Source organism: Idiomarina sp. UBA4520 (assembly GCF_002388365.1).
GTDB lineage: Bacteria > Pseudomonadota > Gammaproteobacteria > Enterobacterales > Alteromonadaceae > Idiomarina > Idiomarina zobellii.
This window is the reverse complement of the sequence record NZ_DGMK01000007.1, coordinates 24532-41843: the sequence shown is the minus strand read 5'-3', so window position 1 is coordinate 41843 and position 17312 is coordinate 24532. Positions and strand designations below refer to the sequence as shown.

The window sequence follows — 17312 nt, the reverse complement described above, 5'->3', positions numbered from 1 at the left end:
TTCGAATTAAACAATGCGTTGTTATCACGTGCACGGGTGTATCGCTTGCAGGGGCTTTCAAAAGCAGACCTGGAGCAGGCCTTAAACAGAGCGCTCGAAGATACAGAGCGGGGTCTGGGTCAGCGGGGGTTAAGGTTAGAAGGTGAAGCCCGGGCAAAGCTACTGGATTTAGCCGGTGGTGACGCTCGACGGTTGCTGAATTACCTTGAAGTAGTGGCCGACTTTGTTGAAAGCAGCAGTCAGCCTATTACGCCTGAGCTAATTACCGCCGCTATTGGTGAAAAGGCCACCGCATTCGACCATCAGGGTGACCATTATTACGATATTCTATCAGCGTTTCATAAATCGGTACGGGGCTCTTCGCCAGACGGTGCCTTATATTGGTACGCGCGCTTATTAACAGGCGGCGGTGATGCTCTGGTTATAGCACGTAGGTTACTGGCTATTGCCTCTGAAGATATTGGTAATGCCGACCCAAGAGCCCTGCAGTTAGCGTTAAATGCCTGGGATACGTATCACAGAGTAGGGCCGGCAGAGGGCGAAAGAGCCATCGCTCAGGCCGTTATTTATTGTGCCTGTGCCGCTAAGAGTAATGCGGTGTACAATGCGTTTAAAGGGGCACTCAGGGCGGCCAAAGAGCACAGCGACGCGCCGGTACCGGAACACCTACGCAATGCACCCACCAAAGTGCATAAAGAGCAGGGATACGGCGCTGATTACCAATACGCGCACAACTACCCAAATGCTTATGTGCCAGGTGAACGTTATTTACCGTCAGAACTGGCTGAAACGCAGTTTTATCAGCCCGAGCCGCGAGGCTTAGAAATTAAGTTGCAGGAAAAGCTGCGCTGGCTACAGGACATGGACGCTAAGTCAGACTGGAAAAGGGAGCCGGATGAATAACTTATTGCTGCATTTTTTCTGCGTAGCTGCCGGCGGAGCCATTGGCGCCTCGGGACGTTACGCTATTGGCCTTGGGATGCAATCATTTGGACTGCGGGCATTCCCTTTTGCGACGCTGACCGTTAACATATTAGGCTCGTTTTTATTGGGACTGTTACTGGCGTATGGACAACAACAATCCTTGTCAGAGACAACCCGCTTATTCCTTGGTGTTGGGGTTTTAGGCGCATTTACAACCTTTTCAACGTTCTCGGTTGAGGTTGTGACGCTGGCCAGCCAGGGCGAAATGCTAAAAGCCGCCTTACACATAGGCTTAAACGTAATTATCTGTATTGCTGCTGTTGTTGCAGCAATGATGTTGTACTCAACAACGGTTAAATAGGACACTCATGCTAGACGCTAAATACTTCCGAGAGGAATTAGACAATACCGCAAAGGCACTTGCTAAAAGAGGCTTCGACTTAGACGTTGCTAAACTCAGCAAGCTTGAAGAACAACGTAAAGAGGTACAGGTACGTACTGAACAACTTCAGGCTGAACGTAACAGTCGCTCCAAAGCGATTGGTAAAGCAAAAGCTGCCGGTGAAGACATACAGCCTTTATTGGATGCGGTGAGTGATTTAGGTGACCAGCTGGATAGCGCGAAAGAAGAGCTTAAAGCGATTCAGGAAGAGCTTAACGGCATTATTATGGGTGTGCCTAACCTGCCGGCAGACGAAGTACCGCAAGGTGAAGATGAAAGTGAAAACCGGGAAGTACTGACCTGGGGCGAACCTAAGTCGTTCGACTTTGAAGTAAAAGATCACGTTGATCTTGGCGAAGCCTTAGCTAAAGGTATGGACTTTGAAGCCGCAGCAAAATTAACCGGTGCGCGCTTTGTTGTTATGCGTGGTGGCATTGCTCGTCTGCATCGTGCGCTGACTCAGTTCATGCTGGACTTACACACACAAGAGCACGGTTACCTGGAAACCTACGTGCCTTATATGGTGAATCAGGATTCTTTGCTGGGAACAGGGCAGTTACCTAAATTTGGTAAAGACTTATTCCACATTGAAGGCGAGTCACAAGATCAAATACCAATGTCACTGATTCCAACGGCTGAAGTACCGTTAACGAACTTATACCGTGACGAAATAGCCGATGAAGACGAACTGCCGCTTAAATTTACGGCGCATACACCGTGTTTCCGCAGCGAGGCTGGTTCTCATGGTCGTGACACCCGAGGCCTTATTCGACAGCATCAGTTCGATAAAGTCGAGCTAGTTTGGTTAGTAAAACCTGAAGAATCAATGGACGCGCTAGAGCAACTGACCGGGCATGCTGAGACTGTGCTGCAAAAGCTGGAACTGCCGTATCGTAAGGTATTGCTTTGCACTGGCGATATGGGCTTTGGCGCCGCTAAAACTTACGACTTAGAAGTATGGTTACCAGCGCAACAGGCGTACCGTGAAATCAGTTCTTGCTCAAATATGCAGGACTTTCAAGCGCGTCGTATGCAGGCTCGCTTCCGTCGTAAAGGTGCAAAGAAACCAGAGCTTATGCACACATTGAATGGCTCGGGTTTAGCAGTAGGCCGGGCGTTAGTTGCTGTACTGGAAAACTACCAACAGGAAGACGGCTCAATAGTTGTGCCTGAAGCCCTGCGACCTTATATGGGTGGTCTTGAAGTTATTAAGGGCTAAGGTTAACCCTAAATGCACTTAGCTGGTTTCGGCAGGCCCGCAATTCGTGTGGCCTGCTTAGCCGGGCCTTTCGGGAATAATTTGTAAAGGTAACGACTGTTGCCTTTATCTTCTCCCAGCTGCTTTTTCATGGCTTTCACCAAAACACGCATAGCCGGACTGGTATCGAATTCTCGGTAAAAGTCTTGTACAAAATTGACAACTTCCCAGTGTGCCGGTGTCATATCAATACTTTCAAGCTCCGCAATATGCAGGGCCAGCTCTTCATTCCAGTCATCAATATTGGCTAAATACTCGTGCTTGTCGGTTTCGTATGTTTTACCGTTAAATTCAATCATGCGGACTACCACGTCATTTGCTGCTGAAAACTGAGAACCAGTTCAACCCATTCTTCGTCCGATTTTACCACAAGGTAATTAGGTTCGGTCGCTTTTGAGATCTCGATATCGCTTTTACGAGCATAAACAGTTTGCGCTACTGGCGAGCTGTCAGGAAGTGTTTTTAGAGCTTGTTCTGACACTAAAAACGCATCGTCTTGCCCAAGCAGATGGCTGTGCATTTCTAACCATGCTGACAGTGAATTGTCCCGTATCCAATGCAAAGTTTTCATGAGAACTGCAGCACCTCGTCAAACTGATTCAGATGTTGTTTCAGCTGTTCCGTTTTAATAGTGGTCACTTCAATATTTGCCGGAAGGGCATCAATGTCTATGTCGGAGTTTGAACACAGAGCAATAGGCTCAGCATCTAATAAGTCCAACATAGCGTAACGCTTTGACGGTGCTTTCACTAATACATCAGTGGCACTGTTAATAAGAACAAGTTGTATCGGTGTGTCGAAGCTTGCCAGTGCGAGGGCCACATCGAGCGCCTCGGTAGCTGTATCTGGATTATTGCTGCTTTGTACTATGGCTATTTTTTTCATGGGACTAAAATTGTAATGTCCGGTCACTGGTGGCTATGGCTTTGGATAGGGCGGTGAGTCCTGTAGCTTCAAAGCTAGGATGAAACTCATCTATACCAATGCGCTCAGCCACGGTATGGCAAACCACCAACGGGATGCCAGATTGGTTTTTAAAATCACTCCATTGCTGAATCAGCTTCTCGTTTTCTGCAGGTGTTTGCGCAACGGCATGATCAACCGCTTGTCGGTAAAAAAACAGGCAGGTTATTTCATGTCCTTGCTTAATAGCATTCTTTGCAAAGGTTAGAGCATCCAGTGAGCGTTTCTGATTCGACGCCGAGCTTTGCAAAATAAGAGTGAGTTTAGCCACGTTTTTCCAATAGTTAATAGCCTATATACAAAAACGCCCCGCATTGCGGGGCGCATTACATTATGTGTAAATGACGATTACTCGTCGCCGCCAAATGCCATCAGTAATGTTAGCAAATTGACGAACAGGTTATAAATAGACACATACAAGGTAACGGTCGCCAGTATGTAGTTGCGCTCGCCACCGTTAATAATATCGCTGGTTTGCCACATAATCAGCATAGCCATCAATGGAATCATTATTGCTGACAATGCTAAGTGCAGAGCTGGCATTTGGAAGAACAAGTTAGCAATAGCGGCAACAATAACCATGATGATACCGGCAGTTACTAAACCACCTAGCTTGGACATGTCTTTCTTAGTCGTCAGAACATAAGCTGAGGTAGCGAAAAAGGTAAGTGCGGTACCGCCGAGGGCAGTAGCAACCATTTCGCCGCCGCCTGGCATTGATAGGGCCATATTAATAATTGGACCTAAGGTGTATCCCAGGAAGCCTGTCAGGCCGAAGGTGAAGACCAAGCCCATAGCACTGTCTTTGGTTTTATAAACACCAAACAGCAGACCAAAATAACCAACTAGGGTTAAAATCAACCCTGGGTGTGGCCAGTTCATTGCACTGCTAATAGCTGCAACAACGGCACTAAAGGCCAAAGTCATTGCTAATAGGGTGTAAGTGTTACGTAGTACTTTATTGACGGCCAGTGCCGATTCATTCTGACCGACATATACCTGACTGCGATTGTTCATAGATTTCTCCGTGTTGAACTACTGTCTGTTAAGACGCTTTATTATTAAAAAAGTTTCCTAAATACTACAGCATAAATGGGGTGTTAGGGCAGTAATTTCCAGTAAAAAGTAGACAGTTTGTCTAATAAACGCCCAAACAGTACCTTTATTTAAATTTTTCCTTTACAAGCGGAATTTAGGTCTTTAATATTCGCATCGTTCTCAACGACACAGTCATTGAAAACAACAATTCGGAGAGGTGGCAGAGCTCGGTTGAATGCACCTGACTTGAAATCAGGCGTGGGTTCATACCCACCGGGGGTTCGAATCCCTCCCTCTCCGCCAAATTTAGATGAAAAAGCCCGACTCATTGAGTTGGGCTTTTTCATTTCTGCCATTACATTCTTGTCATTCCCTTTTTAAATAGTATCCTAATCAGTAATTCAAACAGTTGTTTAACAGGGAAGCGATATGCAGTTTCACGAGACTTTAGCGTTAATTGAGAGTGACAAGAACAACCAAACCATTACCTTGCCTGAAGGCTGGGCACAGGGGCGGGCATTTTTTGGTGGTTTTAGTGCTGCCGTTGCTGCGCAATTTCTTCTGCAACAGTTTCCGCAAGACTATCATCTGCGCAGCTTTGCTATTTCTTTTGTTGCTCCGGCGACACCAGGAGATGCGACGTTAAGTTATCGAGTGCTCCGTCAAGGCTCCTCGGTATTCCAGGTTGCCGTTGAACTGACGCAAAATAATGAAGTGATGCTTGCTGGTTTAGCAAGCTTAGGTAAAGGGCGTCAGTCTTCAGTATCTGTCAGTGGTGAAACACCGCCAGACTTAAAGACTGTTAACGACGGCCCGGGCTTGCCAGAGGCTGATATTGTCCCTGAATTTGCGAAGAACTTTGATTATCGAATTACCTCCGGAGGAATGCCGTTTAGCGGACAACCGGGAAGAACCTTCGGTGGTTGGGTACGCTTCAGAAATGAGCAGCAGAAACTGACCATAGCGGCTATTTTAGCGTTAGTGGATGCCTGGCCACCGGCCGTGTTACCACACTTAAAGCAGCCAGCGCCCGCATCGTCGCTCACCTGGACTATTGAGTTTCCTGATAAGCCGTTAGCAGACTTCAGTACTCATGACTGGTATCAGTATGAAGCTTTTATCGAGCATGCTGAAAACGGTTACGGTCATAGTCGGGCCGGACTTTGGTCAGACAACGATGAGTTATTGGCAATAAGTCGTCAAACCTTTACTGTGTTTGCTTAATTTACTCTGGCCCGGGTATAACGGCGTACCGCTATGGAAACAACCGCACAATCGATAAAACAACACCTTATTGATACCCAACCAGGGTTTGATTTGGTGTTGTTGCAATTGCCTGAGCGTGCACCTCTTAAACCTTCAAATACGCCGATAATTGACGCCTTACCGCGAATTATTATTCGGCAAATGCTGTCGCTTAAAGCGTCGGCAACCATTATTGAACGTACGGAACAAGCCGCCAAGTCTTTAGGCTTACAATCCATTGCGCATCTGCCAACCAATAGCTTACTAAATTGTGGAGTGAGTCGCACAAAAGCGGCAGCAATTCAAAGCGTTGATCATTGCCAGAAAACCGAGCCTGAGCGGATTGCAAATTGGGCAAGGATGACATCAGAGGCGCTTGTTAGTGATGTGACTAAGCTTAAAGGTATTGGTCCCTGGACTGCATCGATACTTGCTATGTTTCACTTTGCGCATGAAGATCTTTTTCCCATTCAGGACTCTTCATTACGAAAAGCTATCAGCCAACTGAAAGATCAGGACGTTTACATTATTCCTGAAAAAGCCACTCCATATCGTAGTTATTTAGCCTGTTATTTGTGGGACATGTTAGATCAAGCAAGACGATAAAGCCCACGCCAAACGTGCTCTGCAAGAGTAGCGCATAAAACCATCGACGTACGAATACTGCAAAATTGCTGGTTATTGTAAAGATTTGTAAAAGCAAGTTGCGAGGCTAATGAAAACCACTGAATATTCGCTCCCGAATTCGGGCAGAGGGGTACGAGTTCATCAACTTTAAGGACAATAATATAACCAATACGCAATAAGGAACATGGCTAATGAACCGTATTATTTTAGCGATACCTAATCCTATCACCAGCGCAGGGATGGCGGCTGTGATACAACAGCACTTTCATACGCAAATTGAAGTGGTTAATTCAATGAACGCGCTGAGACAAGCGTGCTACAAATACGATGATGCACTCGTTATATTGAGCAGTCAACTCTCTGGTGTAGCAACCGTTGAGCACTGGCGACGCATTAAAAGACGGCATGTCGACTTACAGTTAATTGTCTGGGGCCGAAACCAGCAAGATATTCTTAACTTTCAGTGCGGTATTAGTCAGGTCGATGGCTATTTACTGGAATCCTCTAATAGTGACGAGCTTGTACAAGCGCTAAAGACCCTCAAAACAGGAAGCATTTATGTTGCCGCTCCGGTTGCTGAATACTTAGCTCGGAACCCGCGCAGCCGAGAACAGCAGGGAATGGTCGATGCGCTTTCAGACAGAGAATTGCAGGTGGCGCAAATGCTAAGTCGCGGCATTCGGGTCAGAGAAATTGCAAAACATTTGTGCATCAGCAGTAAAACAATAAATACCTTCCGCTACCGCATTTTCTCTAAACTTGGCATTGATGGTGATGTACAATTGTCACATATGGCAATTCAATCGGGTCTGGTTGACCTAATTCAGTTTGAAGGTAGATGACAAATAGCAATTCAGTAACCTTTAATTACAAAGACTTTCTTCGGAACCTGACTCATCAACCCGGTGTATACCGTATGTATGATGAGTCGGGCGACGTTATTTATGTTGGAAAGGCGAAAGATCTCAAAAAGCGAGTTTCCAGCTACTTTCGAGAAAAAGTTGACGCCGTCAAAACTCAAGTTTTGGTTAAGCAAATAGCGTCAATGGATGTCACTGTGACCGACACGGAAGCAGATGCTCTTATTCTCGAAAACAGCTTTATTAAAAAATACCGACCGCGCTACAACGTTTTATTGCGTGACGACAAGTCTTACCCTTATATTATTTTGACCTCCCATGAGCACCCTAGGTTAGGGTTCCACCGCGGTGCGCGCCGAGAGAAGGGCGACTACTTCGGTCCTTTCCCAAATGGTAGTGCGGTGCGCGAAAGTCTTAATTTGATGCAGAAGTTATTTCCGATTCGTCAGTGTCAGGACTCCTATTACCGAGCTCGTACCAGACCATGTTTGCAGTATCAACTGAAACGCTGTCTGGCGCCTTGCGTTAATAAATGCACCGATGATGAGTACAACGAACAAGTCCAGTTGGCAAAGCATTTTCTGAATGGAAAAAATCAGCAAGTTATTGATGAGTTGGTAACAAAAATGGAGCAAGCCAGTGAGGCGTTGGAATTTGAAAAAGCGGCACGGTTTCGCGACCAAATAGCGGCGCTGCGCAAAACTCAGGAACGCAACTCTGTCACCGGTGCCCAGCAGGAGCTTGATGTTATTGGCATGGCTCGTGGTAATGGCATGACCACGATTCAAATGATGTTTATACGGGATAACCACTTACAGGGCAGCCGCAGTTATTTTCCTAAAGTGCCGGCAGACACCAGTGACGAGGAAGTCTTGCGCGCTTTCTTACTGCAGTTTTACCTATCAGATAATGCGGGCCGAAAAACGCCACGCGAAATTATTCTGCCAGACACGGTAGAGCCCGATGAAGTCCTGGCACAAGTCATGGGGCAGGCGCTCAACCGCTCGGTGAAAATGCAGAACAAGGTTCGTGGTGAACGTAAGCAGTATCAACAGCTCGCCGCTAAAAATGCGGTGAATGCGTTGGAAAGCCGTTTGAATCAGCAAAGCACCATGAACCGTCGTACTTCTGCATTGCAGCAGGTACTGGATTTTGGTGTACCCATTCAGCGTATGGAGTGTTTCGATATTAGTCACACTATGGGTCAGCAGACGGTAGCTTCCTGCGTGGTGTTTGATCAAAACGGGCCGAAAAAGTCCGACTACCGACGCTATAATATTACCGGAATTACTCCGGGGGATGACTACGCCGCTATGTCTAAAGCATTGGCAAAGCGCTATGATAAAGCGCGAGAGCAGGGCAACATACCCGATATTCTATTTATTGACGGTGGTAAAGGGCAGCTGTCACAAGCTGAGAAGTATTTCGAGGACTGGGGCAGTGATGCCCCGATGCTTATTGGTGTAGCAAAAGGTGAGTCCCGTAAACCGGGGCTTGAAACGCTGATTATGGCGGGCAGTCATGAGACTATTCCGTTAAGTAAAGACGCCAGTGCGCTGCATTTAATTCAGCATATTCGTGACGAGTCACACCGTTTTGCAATAACCGGACACCGTCAGAAACGCGCGAAAGTGCAGAAAACATCGACTTTAGAGCAAATAGAAGGCATTGGTGCTAAACGTCGACAAACGCTTTTGAAAAATCTGGGTGGATTACAAGAGGTAAAAAACGCTAGTATTAGTAAACTTTCTAGCGTACCTGGTATTAGCCAGGCCATGGCGGAAAAAATTTATTACTCGTTTCGGGATGAGTAAAACCAAATAAGGAAACAGCGGATAATGAAGTGGAATATCCCTAATATTTTGACCAGCTTTCGGATTTTTCTGATTCCGGTGTTTCTGGTGGTGTTTTACTTGCCCTTTGAAGATGCTCGTTTTTGGGCGGCCTTTATTTTTTGGCTTGCCGCTATTACCGATGCATTAGACGGCTTTGTTGCACGTCGCTTTAATCAATTCACTAAATTTGGTGAGTTTTTAGACCCGGTGGCGGATAAAGCCATGGTTGTGGCGGCGTTAGTGGTGATAGTTGAGGACTTTAATGCGGCCTACATAACCATACCTGCGTTAACCATGATTTGCCGGGAGCTTATTGTAAGTGCCTTACGTGAGTGGATGGCGCAAAGTGGCAACCGCGGTAAAGTTGCGGTATCAAATTTAGGTAAACTGAAAACTATTGCGCAAATGGTCGCGCTTATTGGTTTAATTTGGAACGCGAATATCTATATTTTCTGGATTTCTATTGTTTTATTCTACGCAGCCTTTGTTCTGACCGTGTGGTCAATGTGGGAATATTTGCGCGGCGCCAGCAAAGAATTGACTAGAAATTAGCAGCTTTGCCGTAAATTTGCGCAAACAGTCATAAATTTGATAAAAAGTCATTGACTGAAAAAGATTAAACAGTAGAATGCCTCGGCAGATGACGGTGCGGGAATAGCTCAGCTGGTAGAGCACAACCTTGCCAAGGTTGGGGTCGCGAGTTCGAATCTCGTTTCCCGCTCCAAATTCTGGCGGGTTGGCAGAATGGCTATGCAGCGGATTGCAAATCCGTGGATCTCGGTTCGACTCCGGGACCCGCCTCCATTATTCGAGAACACTTCTTGTAGTGCCCGGGTGGTGGAATTGGTAGACACAAGGGATTTAAAATCCCTCGCTGGTAACAGCGTGCCGGTTCAAGTCCGGCCCCGGGCACCAATTCCGTATAAAATAAATAAATTTGATGCTAAACTCTTTTGTATCTAATTGGTACAAGGCGTTTCATTATGGACATCAAAGACATCCTTGAAAGCACTAAGCATTTGTCCGGCAACGACAAAGCTAAGCTTGCTCATTGTTTGATCTCTTCTTTAGATACAGCTCAAGATGATAATGTCGATGGCGCTTGGGCAGAACTGGCCGAAGAGCGACTGTCTCAACTTAATAGCGGGGCAGTAAAAGGCGTTTCATGGTCCGAAATTAAAGAGCAAGTAAAAGGCAAGTAATTGAAGCCTCTTACCTTTCACCCTAATGTAGCTCACGAAGTTGGTGCCGCGTATCATTGGTATGAAAGCCATGCAAAAGGGCTAGGGGATGACTTTTTCTCAGAGTTGGAAGCCTCCTATAAAGTCATATCTGAATACCCAGAAGCTTGGCCTACTTTTTACTCTCGTTTTAAGCGCTATGTACTCAACAGGTTCCCATTTTCCATCATCTTTAGTGTAAAAGGTGACTCCATCTTTGTTATAGCGGTTATGAATAACAGGCGGAAGCCGGGGTATTGGCATAGTAGGGCTCAATAGGTAAAAAGCGAGGAAAAAATTCCTCGCCTCTTCAACGCACTCCTTATACTTTATAGGTTCTACCGTTGTTAAGGCTTCTTCTTCCACTGACCATCAACCTTCACAAAATGCCCTGGCTGTGTGCGTTCAATGGCGCGTTTGCCGGCCAGTAGCTCAACATCAGCAACGGCAATGTCGTTTTCTTCTGCTATGCGGGCATATTCCTGACGTCTGGCTTCATTTATTTGTTCTGCTATTTGCTTTGCTTGCGCAGAGGACTTAACAACGCCTAAATAACCATTAGGTTGCTCGCCAACCCAGCCTTTATCTTTGGCTGATGACAGCTCGTCCATGGCTTCTTGTAAGGTTATTTCCTGTGCGTAACTTGCTGTTGGCAGGCTCATGCCTGAAATAGAGAGTAGGGCGACGAACGCACTAATTGTTAGTTTTTTCATGTCACAATCCTTTGAAAGTTAAAATAAACCGCTCGACTCTGAAATAACGTCGTCGAGTGCTTTGTCGACTTTAACGTAAATTTCATGCTCAATTTTTACGTTCAGATTAATGGTTATTGGCTCTTTCGGAGCCGCCACCTGAACGGTTGGGGTGCAGGCGGACATGAGCAGCACCGATAGTGTAATGACAAGCAATTGTTTCATATCGTCCTCTGATTAATTGACCCGTTGCTGGATCCGTTTACGAATAACGTCGCTGACACTGTTGCTGAGCTGTATGCCTTTAATGAGCGCAGGTAGGTCTTCCTCTAAAGTGACGTTTAATTTTACCTTACGACCATTTTCAACGGCTGGGTTATATCCGTTCAGCTGTAACTCTAAGGTTAGCTCACCGTTCTTGTCATAGCCAACGACACTCGACAGCTCTTGGTAATAAAAGTCCTCCAGTACGCTGGCGAGTGTTTTCAGATTTGGGTTTGAACCAACGGCAGAGCGCAACGCCGAAGAGTCTACCTGCAAATGCCCACCAGGCGCGACAGCACTTAAATAGCCTTTTTCGACTGTTAGTTGTTGAGAGTCCCAAACGAGGGGGATGGTTCCCGAAATTTCGCCGTCTATCGCAATTCGGTTACTTGGATACTGGCGCATGAGTTCACCGAGGTTGATACGCTCGAAGACAATAGGAATACGTATTTCGTTAACAAACTTATAAGTTTGTTCTGGTATTCTAACCGAGCCTCCCAGAGCTTTAATGCTATGACTGTTGAGCTGCACTGTACTGTTTCGCAGGTTCTTGAAAGGAATGACGCCGGCAAGCTCAGCTTCTACCGGACCAATAGTAAACCCTTGCTGAATACTGCCGACGGATAAGCTTGCCTGTTGAAAACTCAAACGCTCTGGAGTCGTATTAAATTGAGTGCTCAAATTAGCGTTGGCCACAGACGTTGTGTCATATATGGCATCGATGGACTGTAAGTTTGCGTCTCCTTCATCAATGCTCCATTTTCCTGTTTCTAAATTGCCTGACAGCCTAAAGCCCGCCGTAGCGGTGCCTTTGTTTAGCGTTAATAATGGGAGAGTGTCTTGTATCAGCGGTGACAATTGTGCCTGTAAGTCTGCTTGCGCTAAGTCATGAATGTTTATATCTATATTCGAGGTCAATCTTAAATCTTCTGTCAGTGTGCTGCTATGATTGAATGCCGCGCCCTGAGCTAATTCAATAGTGCCTTCGGCGTCAATACGGCCGTTTTTGTAATGGATATTATGCGATAGTTGAGGTTTTAAACTCTGAAAGCCAGCTACTTTTATCGCGACATTATTAACTTCCGTTGTCAGGTTTGCTGTTGCCGTTTCGGGGGCGGTAAAAGGTATTTCTGCAAAGAGCGTTGGAATTAAGAAGTCAGCATTGGCAAATTCTGATTCGGCAAAAAACGAAGAGGGCTGCTTTGAGCTAAGCATCAGCTTATCGCTCTTGAGCGTTATGTCAGCGTTTAAGGCTAAGTCGCTCAACGTATTAAGTTTGAGTGGACTTATGGCGTCAATACTATGCACCACGATTCTGTCGGCACTTAGGTTAGTTTTTGGGAGCTTAAGCCGAACAAACTGAGCGTCGTTTTGAACGAAGTGACCCATCGTAGTTACCCTAACGCCAGAGACGTCTTTACCGTCAAGCGCTGCACTAAGCTGAACCGGCCAGGCTGTTTTATTCAGTATTTGCTGATAGCTTAATGGTTCAAGCGCTAAAGAGTCCTGGCTGGTCAGCTGCCACTTTACCGTGCTTATTTCTAAAGGCAGAGTTGGCCACTGTGTCAGGTCGCCACTGAGACTTAAGTCATAGCTTTCAATAACGCCGCTTTTAACGTTGAAACGTATATTTCCGTCAGCGGCGGATGTAACGCCTGACACTGCGACATTCACAGGCTTCTGTAATTGTAAGATGAATTTGCCGGAAGTCGCGTTAATGAGGCCTTCTGGACCTGTTAATTCGGTTTCTGGTGAAAGCGAGCCTTCGGCATTAAACAATAGGGCAATGCGTTCGTTTTTTACAAACTCTGATGCTTGAGCAAGTCGTTCGGTTGGAACCTTTGCTGAACCTTCAATATTCCATTCACCACTAATAAGCTCGTAATTGGCGTTGAAGTGGCCAAGGTTATGCTCTATATCGACCGATAAAATTGAGTTGTCGCGAGACAGGTGAATAGCGAGTGCTTCAGGATGAGAAAGGCTTAAACTGAGGTTAGGGCGCTTTGTGTTTAATGTTACTTCCCCCTGAAGCGGGGAGTACTGCCTGAAAAGTTCGCCTTTCAGTGTGACCTTGTTAAGAATAACCGTTTCAGGAAGCCAGCTTGGCACAGGCGTGTTTAGTAGCTTTTTAATGGTAAGCGGTGCAGCAGCTGAGTTCGACGTGGAGGATGACGGTAACTCGTTCATTGTCACACTTAACTGTTCAATGACCACTCGTTCTTTGGACAGCGAACCGATGCTTATCGACCAGTCCTCGATACCAACCTTTGCCAGTTCACGGTTAGCTATCGACAGGCCGATTAATAGCCCAATGCCAATAAACAGGACAAGTGTCAGTAAGATACTGCCGGTAATGGCTAATAGACGCCAAAGCATGGGCTTAATGTCAGGCATTTACCGACCCTTACCTTACTCTGAAGGTTAAGTTCACGCGGACATTGCCGGTGAGTGGATGCTGGCCGTTAGCGAGTTTTTTTACGCCGTGGTAACGAAGACGATCGGGGCCGCCCCAGACAAGTACGTCACCATGTTGCAACGTCACTTTTTGTGGACTGCCACCTCGTTTGAGGCCTCCCCAGAGAAAAGTAACGGGTAAGCCAAACGAGAAAGATACAATAGGCTGTGAAAAGTCGGACTCGTCTTTGTCCTGATGAAGTCCCATAGCAGCGCCGGGATGGTACACGTTAATTAAGCAGGCATTGGGAGAAAACGATTCAAATCCACACTTTGCCGCTGCCTGTTCAGCAAGTGTTTCTAGCGTTTCAGGCATAGGCGGCCAGGGCTTCTCAGTTATTGGGTCTGTGTCTGTGTAGCGATAGCCCTTTTTGTCGGTTATCCAGCCAAAGTCGCCGCAGCTGCTGGTACGTACTGACATTTTACCGCCCCCGGGCGTCACAAACTGTCTTAGTGGTGACTGTTTAATAACGTCCCTGAGGTGGCTTAAAATAGTATCTGCCTGAGGTTCGACATAGCCATGAAGTAGGTAGGCACGTTCACTAAACTGTGTAACCTCCTGTTTCTCGCTTGCAAATAAGTCGAGTGATGCCATAGCTCAGCAAATCCGGTTAGAGTGCGCGACTCATAATTAGGCGATCTTCGCCCGGGCCTAAGTAATCCTGAATGGTTTCGATAACTGAAAAGCCCGTTTGCTTATATAACTTGATGGCAGCGGCATTGTCCGGAGCCACACTGAGCTCCAGTGTTTTCCAACTGCTTTCAGCCGCTGATTTAATAGCCTGCTCCAACAATATACGGCCAAGCCCCTGACCTTGAAAGCTTTTACCAATAAGCAAAGACATTAAGGTTGCCCGGCTGCCATCGAGCGGCACGATAAGGCTGTAACCGGCAACTTTTTCGTCACTTTTTATGGTTAAAAAACCTCTAGGCCATTGTCGTAGAGCTTGGTAAAAAAACAAGCTGGAGTAGGCGTCGTTGTCATAAAGCTGCTTTTCAAAAAAAGCGATACGAGCAATATCTTCTGAGGTGGCCGCTTGTACGGTCACAGGTGCATCGCTTTTATCCGCTTGTGCCAGCGAGCCGACACATAGCCGACACTCGCCGGAAGCCTGCGCAGAGCCTTCAACATAACGGAGTTTATGAGAAGCGCTCTCTCTGTTACTGGATACCTGATAAACTCTGTCTCTTGAAGGAGTTTCGCTGCTCATAATAACCTTTGTTAGTTAAAAGGGGTAAACCCAACTGAGCCAATAAAAGTCGAGGCCGTCGTTAGGGCGCTTAATGTCTGCATTAGAATAATGAGTATAGCCAAAGTCAATGCGAGCGTCAGAGTTTTTGCTGAACTGCCAGGACAATGAGATACGATCTTCAAACTGAAACTTGGTTGAGAGCTTTCTGTTACCGAGACTGGTCTTATCGAAATAACTGCCGCCAATACCCGCTTCTAAATAAAGCGGCCGCTCTGAGCCGGCTATATGCCAGGAAGCAACAGGGCTTATAGTAAACGCCGTAATGTTGTCAGATGTATCATTCGAGTCCTGCCAATGGTTTAACCCCATATCCACATAAAGCTTAGGCGAACCCAAAAAGCCCGGCATTTCTAAAGGAATGTCGGTAAAACGGTAGGCCACACGAGCGCCACGGAATTGGTCGGTTGAATACGAAGCCGTAAAGCTGACTTCATTAGCCAGTGCAGAGGATGAAGCTAAACTACTTGATAATAATAAGGCACTTAGAAGCGAAAAACGTCTTAACATGTCGCTCTCTTAATGGTTGATGAAAAGTGCCTTTATTTTATATACATTCACGAATGTATGTAAACGAGTTATTGGTTAATTAATTGTAACCATTTAATAAAAGCGACAAGGGCAACTGACTGACGCTTCCGTTTTTTGTAAAATACCGAGAGTGGTGACTTAATTGGCTGTGCATACTCTCGAAAAGGCGTTAAATGAGATAGTTGAGCGTTTAACAGGCTGCTATCGACTAAGGTCACGGCTTTTTCTGTTTGAGCTAAGTCCAGCGACATGTAAAAGTCATCGCAATGTATAATACGCTGGCTTTTGAGCTTGGACTGGTTTGCTTCGGCCAATTTGGTATGTTCCGGATTATCTGGGTTAATTATCCAGCTTTGGTGATATGGCGTGTCATTGGTTGAAATAGCCGATGCCGGGACAAGGTCATTTTTCGATAAACGCTGACTTTGTAAGTGTTTGTCGTTTATCTGACCATAGCCAATAGCAATATCCCAGCTTTGATGTTGTACGGCAGAGACCATGTCAGCGGCATGTTCACCGGCAAAGTAGTCAGCACAGCGTGTAAAGTTTAATTGTATATGCGGGTAAAGGGCATGAAAGTCCTCGAGCTTATTGGCTAACCAAAAGCGGAAACGTTCAGAGCTTATAGCAACGGTCAGCTGAGTTGTTGTGTTATCACTCAAACTTCGGGTACGCTCTATAGCACGCTCTAACTGATCAAATATTTGCTCAATTTGTGGAGCCAGTTCAAGCGCCACTGGCGTTAAAGAATGAACCCGGTTATCGCGCTGAAAAAGTCGCATGTCGAGTTGCTCTTCAAGCGCTTGAATTTGACGGGTAACGGCCGACTGAGTCACTCCAAGTTGTTGTGCAGCCTGCTTAAAAGAACCGCTTCTGGCCGCAACATCAAAGACTCGAAGTGCATTAAGTGAAGGAAACTTTGCTTTTTTCATATTAATTATTTGGTATTTGTAATTAACAAAATGTAACTTTGATTCTCGCAGGTAAGTTACTAGAAAACAAGGAAGGAATACGTTGTCGTACTGGAGTGAGTTTTTAACTATTGCGTTAATTCATTTGTTTGCTGTCGCAAGTCCGGGCCCCGATTTTGCGGTTGTGTCGCGCTACAGCTTGAGCTTTGGCAGAAAAGCGGGTTACTGGGTAGCGCTGGGTATCGCGGCAGGCATTATTATTCACGTTGCGTACTCGCTGGTCGGTGTGGCACTCATTATTCACCAAACTCCCTGGTTGTATCAGACCTTGCTGGTGGTAGGGGCGTTGTATCTTGGATTTATTGGTACTCAAGCGATAAAAGCAAAACCCCGAACGACAATGTCTAGCGACGAATTTGAGGCCATAAAGCCGAAAAAGCGCAAAGCCTTTATTGTCGGCTTCATCACTAACGGTTTGAACGTTAAGGCCACTTTATTTTTTCTGACGTTATTTACGACTATTATCGCACCTGAAACTCCTTTTTCAGTTAAGTTTGGTTATGGGGTTTATTTGGTTATAGCAACCGGCGCCTGGTTTTTGTTTTTAACCTGGCTGCTAACCCAGCCAGCCATTTTTAAACGGGTTTGGCGTTACAGCCATTGGGTAGACAGAGCCATGGGGCTGGCGCTTATATTACTGTCTGCTAAGTTACTTTGGGAATGGTTTTTACTTATCGAGCTTATCTGAGCCGGGCTTTCGGGTTATACTGAGTAAAATTTTAGAGAACAGCAAAGAGT

Annotated in this window: 22 protein-coding genes and 4 tRNA genes; 14 read left to right on the top strand and 12 right to left on the bottom strand. The window is 46.1% G+C overall.

The window, feature by feature from the left end; translation table 11 throughout:
* The 3 genes from B3850_RS02835 to serS form a co-directional block, all read left to right on the top strand.
* Positions 1-903: recombination factor protein RarA (locus B3850_RS02835; protein ID WP_286911365.1), on the top strand; the 903-nt coding region annotated here is incomplete at its 5' end.
* The gene (gene crcB / locus B3850_RS02830; protein ID WP_286874377.1) at positions 896-1285 is read left to right on the top strand and encodes a fluoride efflux transporter CrcB; all 390 of its coding nucleotides are present in this window, start codon (positions 896-898) and stop codon (positions 1283-1285) included. The genes B3850_RS02835 and crcB, both read left to right, overlap by 8 nt.
* Before the next feature lie 7 nt (positions 1286-1292).
* Positions 1293-2585, top strand: coding sequence for a serine--tRNA ligase (gene serS, locus B3850_RS02825; RefSeq protein WP_286911364.1), 1293 nt, complete (start codon positions 1293-1295; stop codon positions 2583-2585).
* Between the two features lie 8 nt (positions 2586-2593).
* Here the strand turns inward: serS and B3850_RS02820 are convergent, their stop codons facing one another.
* The 5 genes from B3850_RS02820 to B3850_RS02800 all read right to left on the bottom strand — a co-directional run bounded on the left by B3850_RS02820 (position 2594) and on the right by B3850_RS02800 (position 4604).
* Positions 2594-2923, bottom strand: a complete 330-nt coding sequence (locus B3850_RS02820) for a TusE/DsrC/DsvC family sulfur relay protein (RefSeq protein ID WP_053953594.1) — start codon at positions 2921-2923, stop codon at positions 2594-2596.
* 5 nt (positions 2924-2928) lie between these two features.
* The gene (locus tag B3850_RS02815) at positions 2929-3195 is read right to left on the bottom strand and encodes a hypothetical protein (protein ID WP_126751252.1); all 267 of its coding nucleotides are present in this window, start codon (positions 3193-3195) and stop codon (positions 2929-2931) included.
* The gene (locus B3850_RS02810) at positions 3192-3509 is read right to left on the bottom strand and encodes a DsrE family protein (protein WP_286874373.1); all 318 of its coding nucleotides are present in this window, start codon (positions 3507-3509) and stop codon (positions 3192-3194) included. Before B3850_RS02810 ends, B3850_RS02815 begins: the two co-directional genes overlap by 4 nt.
* A gap of 4 nt (positions 3510-3513) precedes the next feature.
* Positions 3514-3858 carry a sulfurtransferase complex subunit TusD gene (tusD, locus tag B3850_RS02805; protein ID WP_286874371.1) on the bottom strand — a complete coding sequence of 115 codons (345 nt, stop codon included), beginning with the start codon at positions 3856-3858 and terminating at the stop codon, positions 3514-3516.
* A gap of 77 nt (positions 3859-3935) precedes the next feature.
* Positions 3936-4604, bottom strand: coding sequence for a Bax inhibitor-1/YccA family protein (locus B3850_RS02800; protein ID WP_053953598.1), 669 nt, complete (start codon positions 4602-4604; stop codon positions 3936-3938).
* A gap of 232 nt (positions 4605-4836) precedes the next feature.
* On the opposite strand from B3850_RS02800, the gene B3850_RS02795 reads away from it, so the two are divergent.
* The 10 genes from B3850_RS02795 (at position 4837) to B3850_RS02750 (ending at position 10394) form a co-directional block, all read left to right on the top strand.
* A tRNA-Ser gene (locus tag B3850_RS02795) sits at positions 4837-4928 on the top strand.
* 126 nt (positions 4929-5054) lie between these two features.
* Entirely contained in the window at positions 5055-5849 is a 795-nt protein-coding gene (locus B3850_RS02790; RefSeq protein ID WP_286874369.1) for a thioesterase family protein, read from the top strand.
* 33 nt (positions 5850-5882) lie between these two features.
* Positions 5883-6476 (top strand): DNA-3-methyladenine glycosylase family protein, encoded by a 594-nt coding sequence (locus B3850_RS02785; RefSeq protein WP_286874367.1) that lies wholly within the window; start codon positions 5883-5885, stop codon positions 6474-6476.
* Positions 6477-6688: 212 nt separating this feature from the next.
* The gene (locus tag B3850_RS02780; protein WP_286874365.1) at positions 6689-7339 is read left to right on the top strand and encodes a LuxR C-terminal-related transcriptional regulator; all 651 of its coding nucleotides are present in this window, start codon (positions 6689-6691) and stop codon (positions 7337-7339) included.
* Positions 7336-9171 carry an excinuclease ABC subunit UvrC gene (uvrC, locus tag B3850_RS02775; RefSeq protein ID WP_286911363.1) on the top strand — a complete coding sequence of 612 codons (1836 nt, stop codon included), beginning with the start codon at positions 7336-7338 and terminating at the stop codon, positions 9169-9171. The genes B3850_RS02780 and uvrC overlap by 4 nt, the downstream gene beginning before the upstream one ends.
* Positions 9172-9195: 24 nt before the next feature.
* The gene (pgsA, locus tag B3850_RS02770; protein ID WP_058579208.1) at positions 9196-9744 is read left to right on the top strand and encodes a CDP-diacylglycerol--glycerol-3-phosphate 3-phosphatidyltransferase; all 549 of its coding nucleotides are present in this window, start codon (positions 9196-9198) and stop codon (positions 9742-9744) included.
* A gap of 96 nt (positions 9745-9840) precedes the next feature.
* Positions 9841-9916, top strand: a tRNA-Gly gene (locus B3850_RS02765).
* Between the two features lie 6 nt (positions 9917-9922).
* Positions 9923-9996, top strand: a tRNA-Cys gene (locus B3850_RS02760).
* Positions 9997-10020: 24 nt separating this feature from the next.
* Positions 10021-10107: transfer RNA gene (locus tag B3850_RS02755), tRNA-Leu, on the top strand.
* A 68-nt stretch (positions 10108-10175) separates the two neighbouring features.
* Positions 10176-10394 (top strand): addiction module protein, encoded by a 219-nt coding sequence (locus B3850_RS02750; RefSeq protein WP_058579207.1) that lies wholly within the window; start codon positions 10176-10178, stop codon positions 10392-10394.
* Between the two features lie 365 nt (positions 10395-10759).
* Here B3850_RS02750 and B3850_RS02745 read toward each other — a convergent pair whose 3' ends face one another.
* From B3850_RS02745 to B3850_RS02715, 7 genes are all read right to left on the bottom strand, one after another.
* Positions 10760-11125, bottom strand: a complete 366-nt coding sequence (locus tag B3850_RS02745) for a YdbL family protein (RefSeq protein WP_286872743.1) — start codon at positions 11123-11125, stop codon at positions 10760-10762.
* An 18-nt stretch (positions 11126-11143) separates the two neighbouring features.
* Positions 11144-11329 carry a YnbE family lipoprotein gene (locus B3850_RS02740; RefSeq protein WP_053953607.1) on the bottom strand — a complete coding sequence of 62 codons (186 nt, stop codon included), beginning with the start codon at positions 11327-11329 and terminating at the stop codon, positions 11144-11146.
* 12 nt (positions 11330-11341) lie between these two features.
* On the bottom strand, positions 11342-13762 hold the full coding sequence (locus B3850_RS02735; RefSeq protein ID WP_286911362.1) for a YdbH domain-containing protein: 2421 nt from the start codon (positions 13760-13762) through the stop codon (positions 11342-11344).
* A 10-nt stretch (positions 13763-13772) separates the two neighbouring features.
* Complete coding sequence (alkB, locus tag B3850_RS02730) at positions 13773-14417, bottom strand: DNA oxidative demethylase AlkB (protein ID WP_286911361.1); 645 nt, start codon at positions 14415-14417, stop codon at positions 13773-13775.
* 16 nt (positions 14418-14433) lie between these two features.
* Positions 14434-15033 (bottom strand): GNAT family N-acetyltransferase, encoded by a 600-nt coding sequence (locus tag B3850_RS02725; protein WP_286911359.1) that lies wholly within the window; start codon positions 15031-15033, stop codon positions 14434-14436.
* Positions 15034-15048: 15 nt separating this feature from the next.
* Positions 15049-15582: an acyloxyacyl hydrolase gene (locus B3850_RS02720; RefSeq protein WP_286872731.1), complete on the bottom strand. Its 534-nt coding sequence runs from the start codon at positions 15580-15582 to the stop codon at positions 15049-15051.
* A 68-nt stretch (positions 15583-15650) separates the two neighbouring features.
* Positions 15651-16535 (bottom strand): LysR family transcriptional regulator, encoded by an 885-nt coding sequence (locus B3850_RS02715; protein WP_286872729.1) that lies wholly within the window; start codon positions 16533-16535, stop codon positions 15651-15653.
* Between the two features lie 82 nt (positions 16536-16617).
* Between B3850_RS02715 and B3850_RS02710 the strand changes: the two genes are divergently transcribed.
* A complete protein-coding gene (locus B3850_RS02710; protein WP_286872727.1) occupies positions 16618-17262 on the top strand; it encodes a LysE family translocator in 645 nt (214 codons plus the stop codon).
* The last annotated feature ends 50 nt before the right edge of the window (positions 17263-17312 follow it).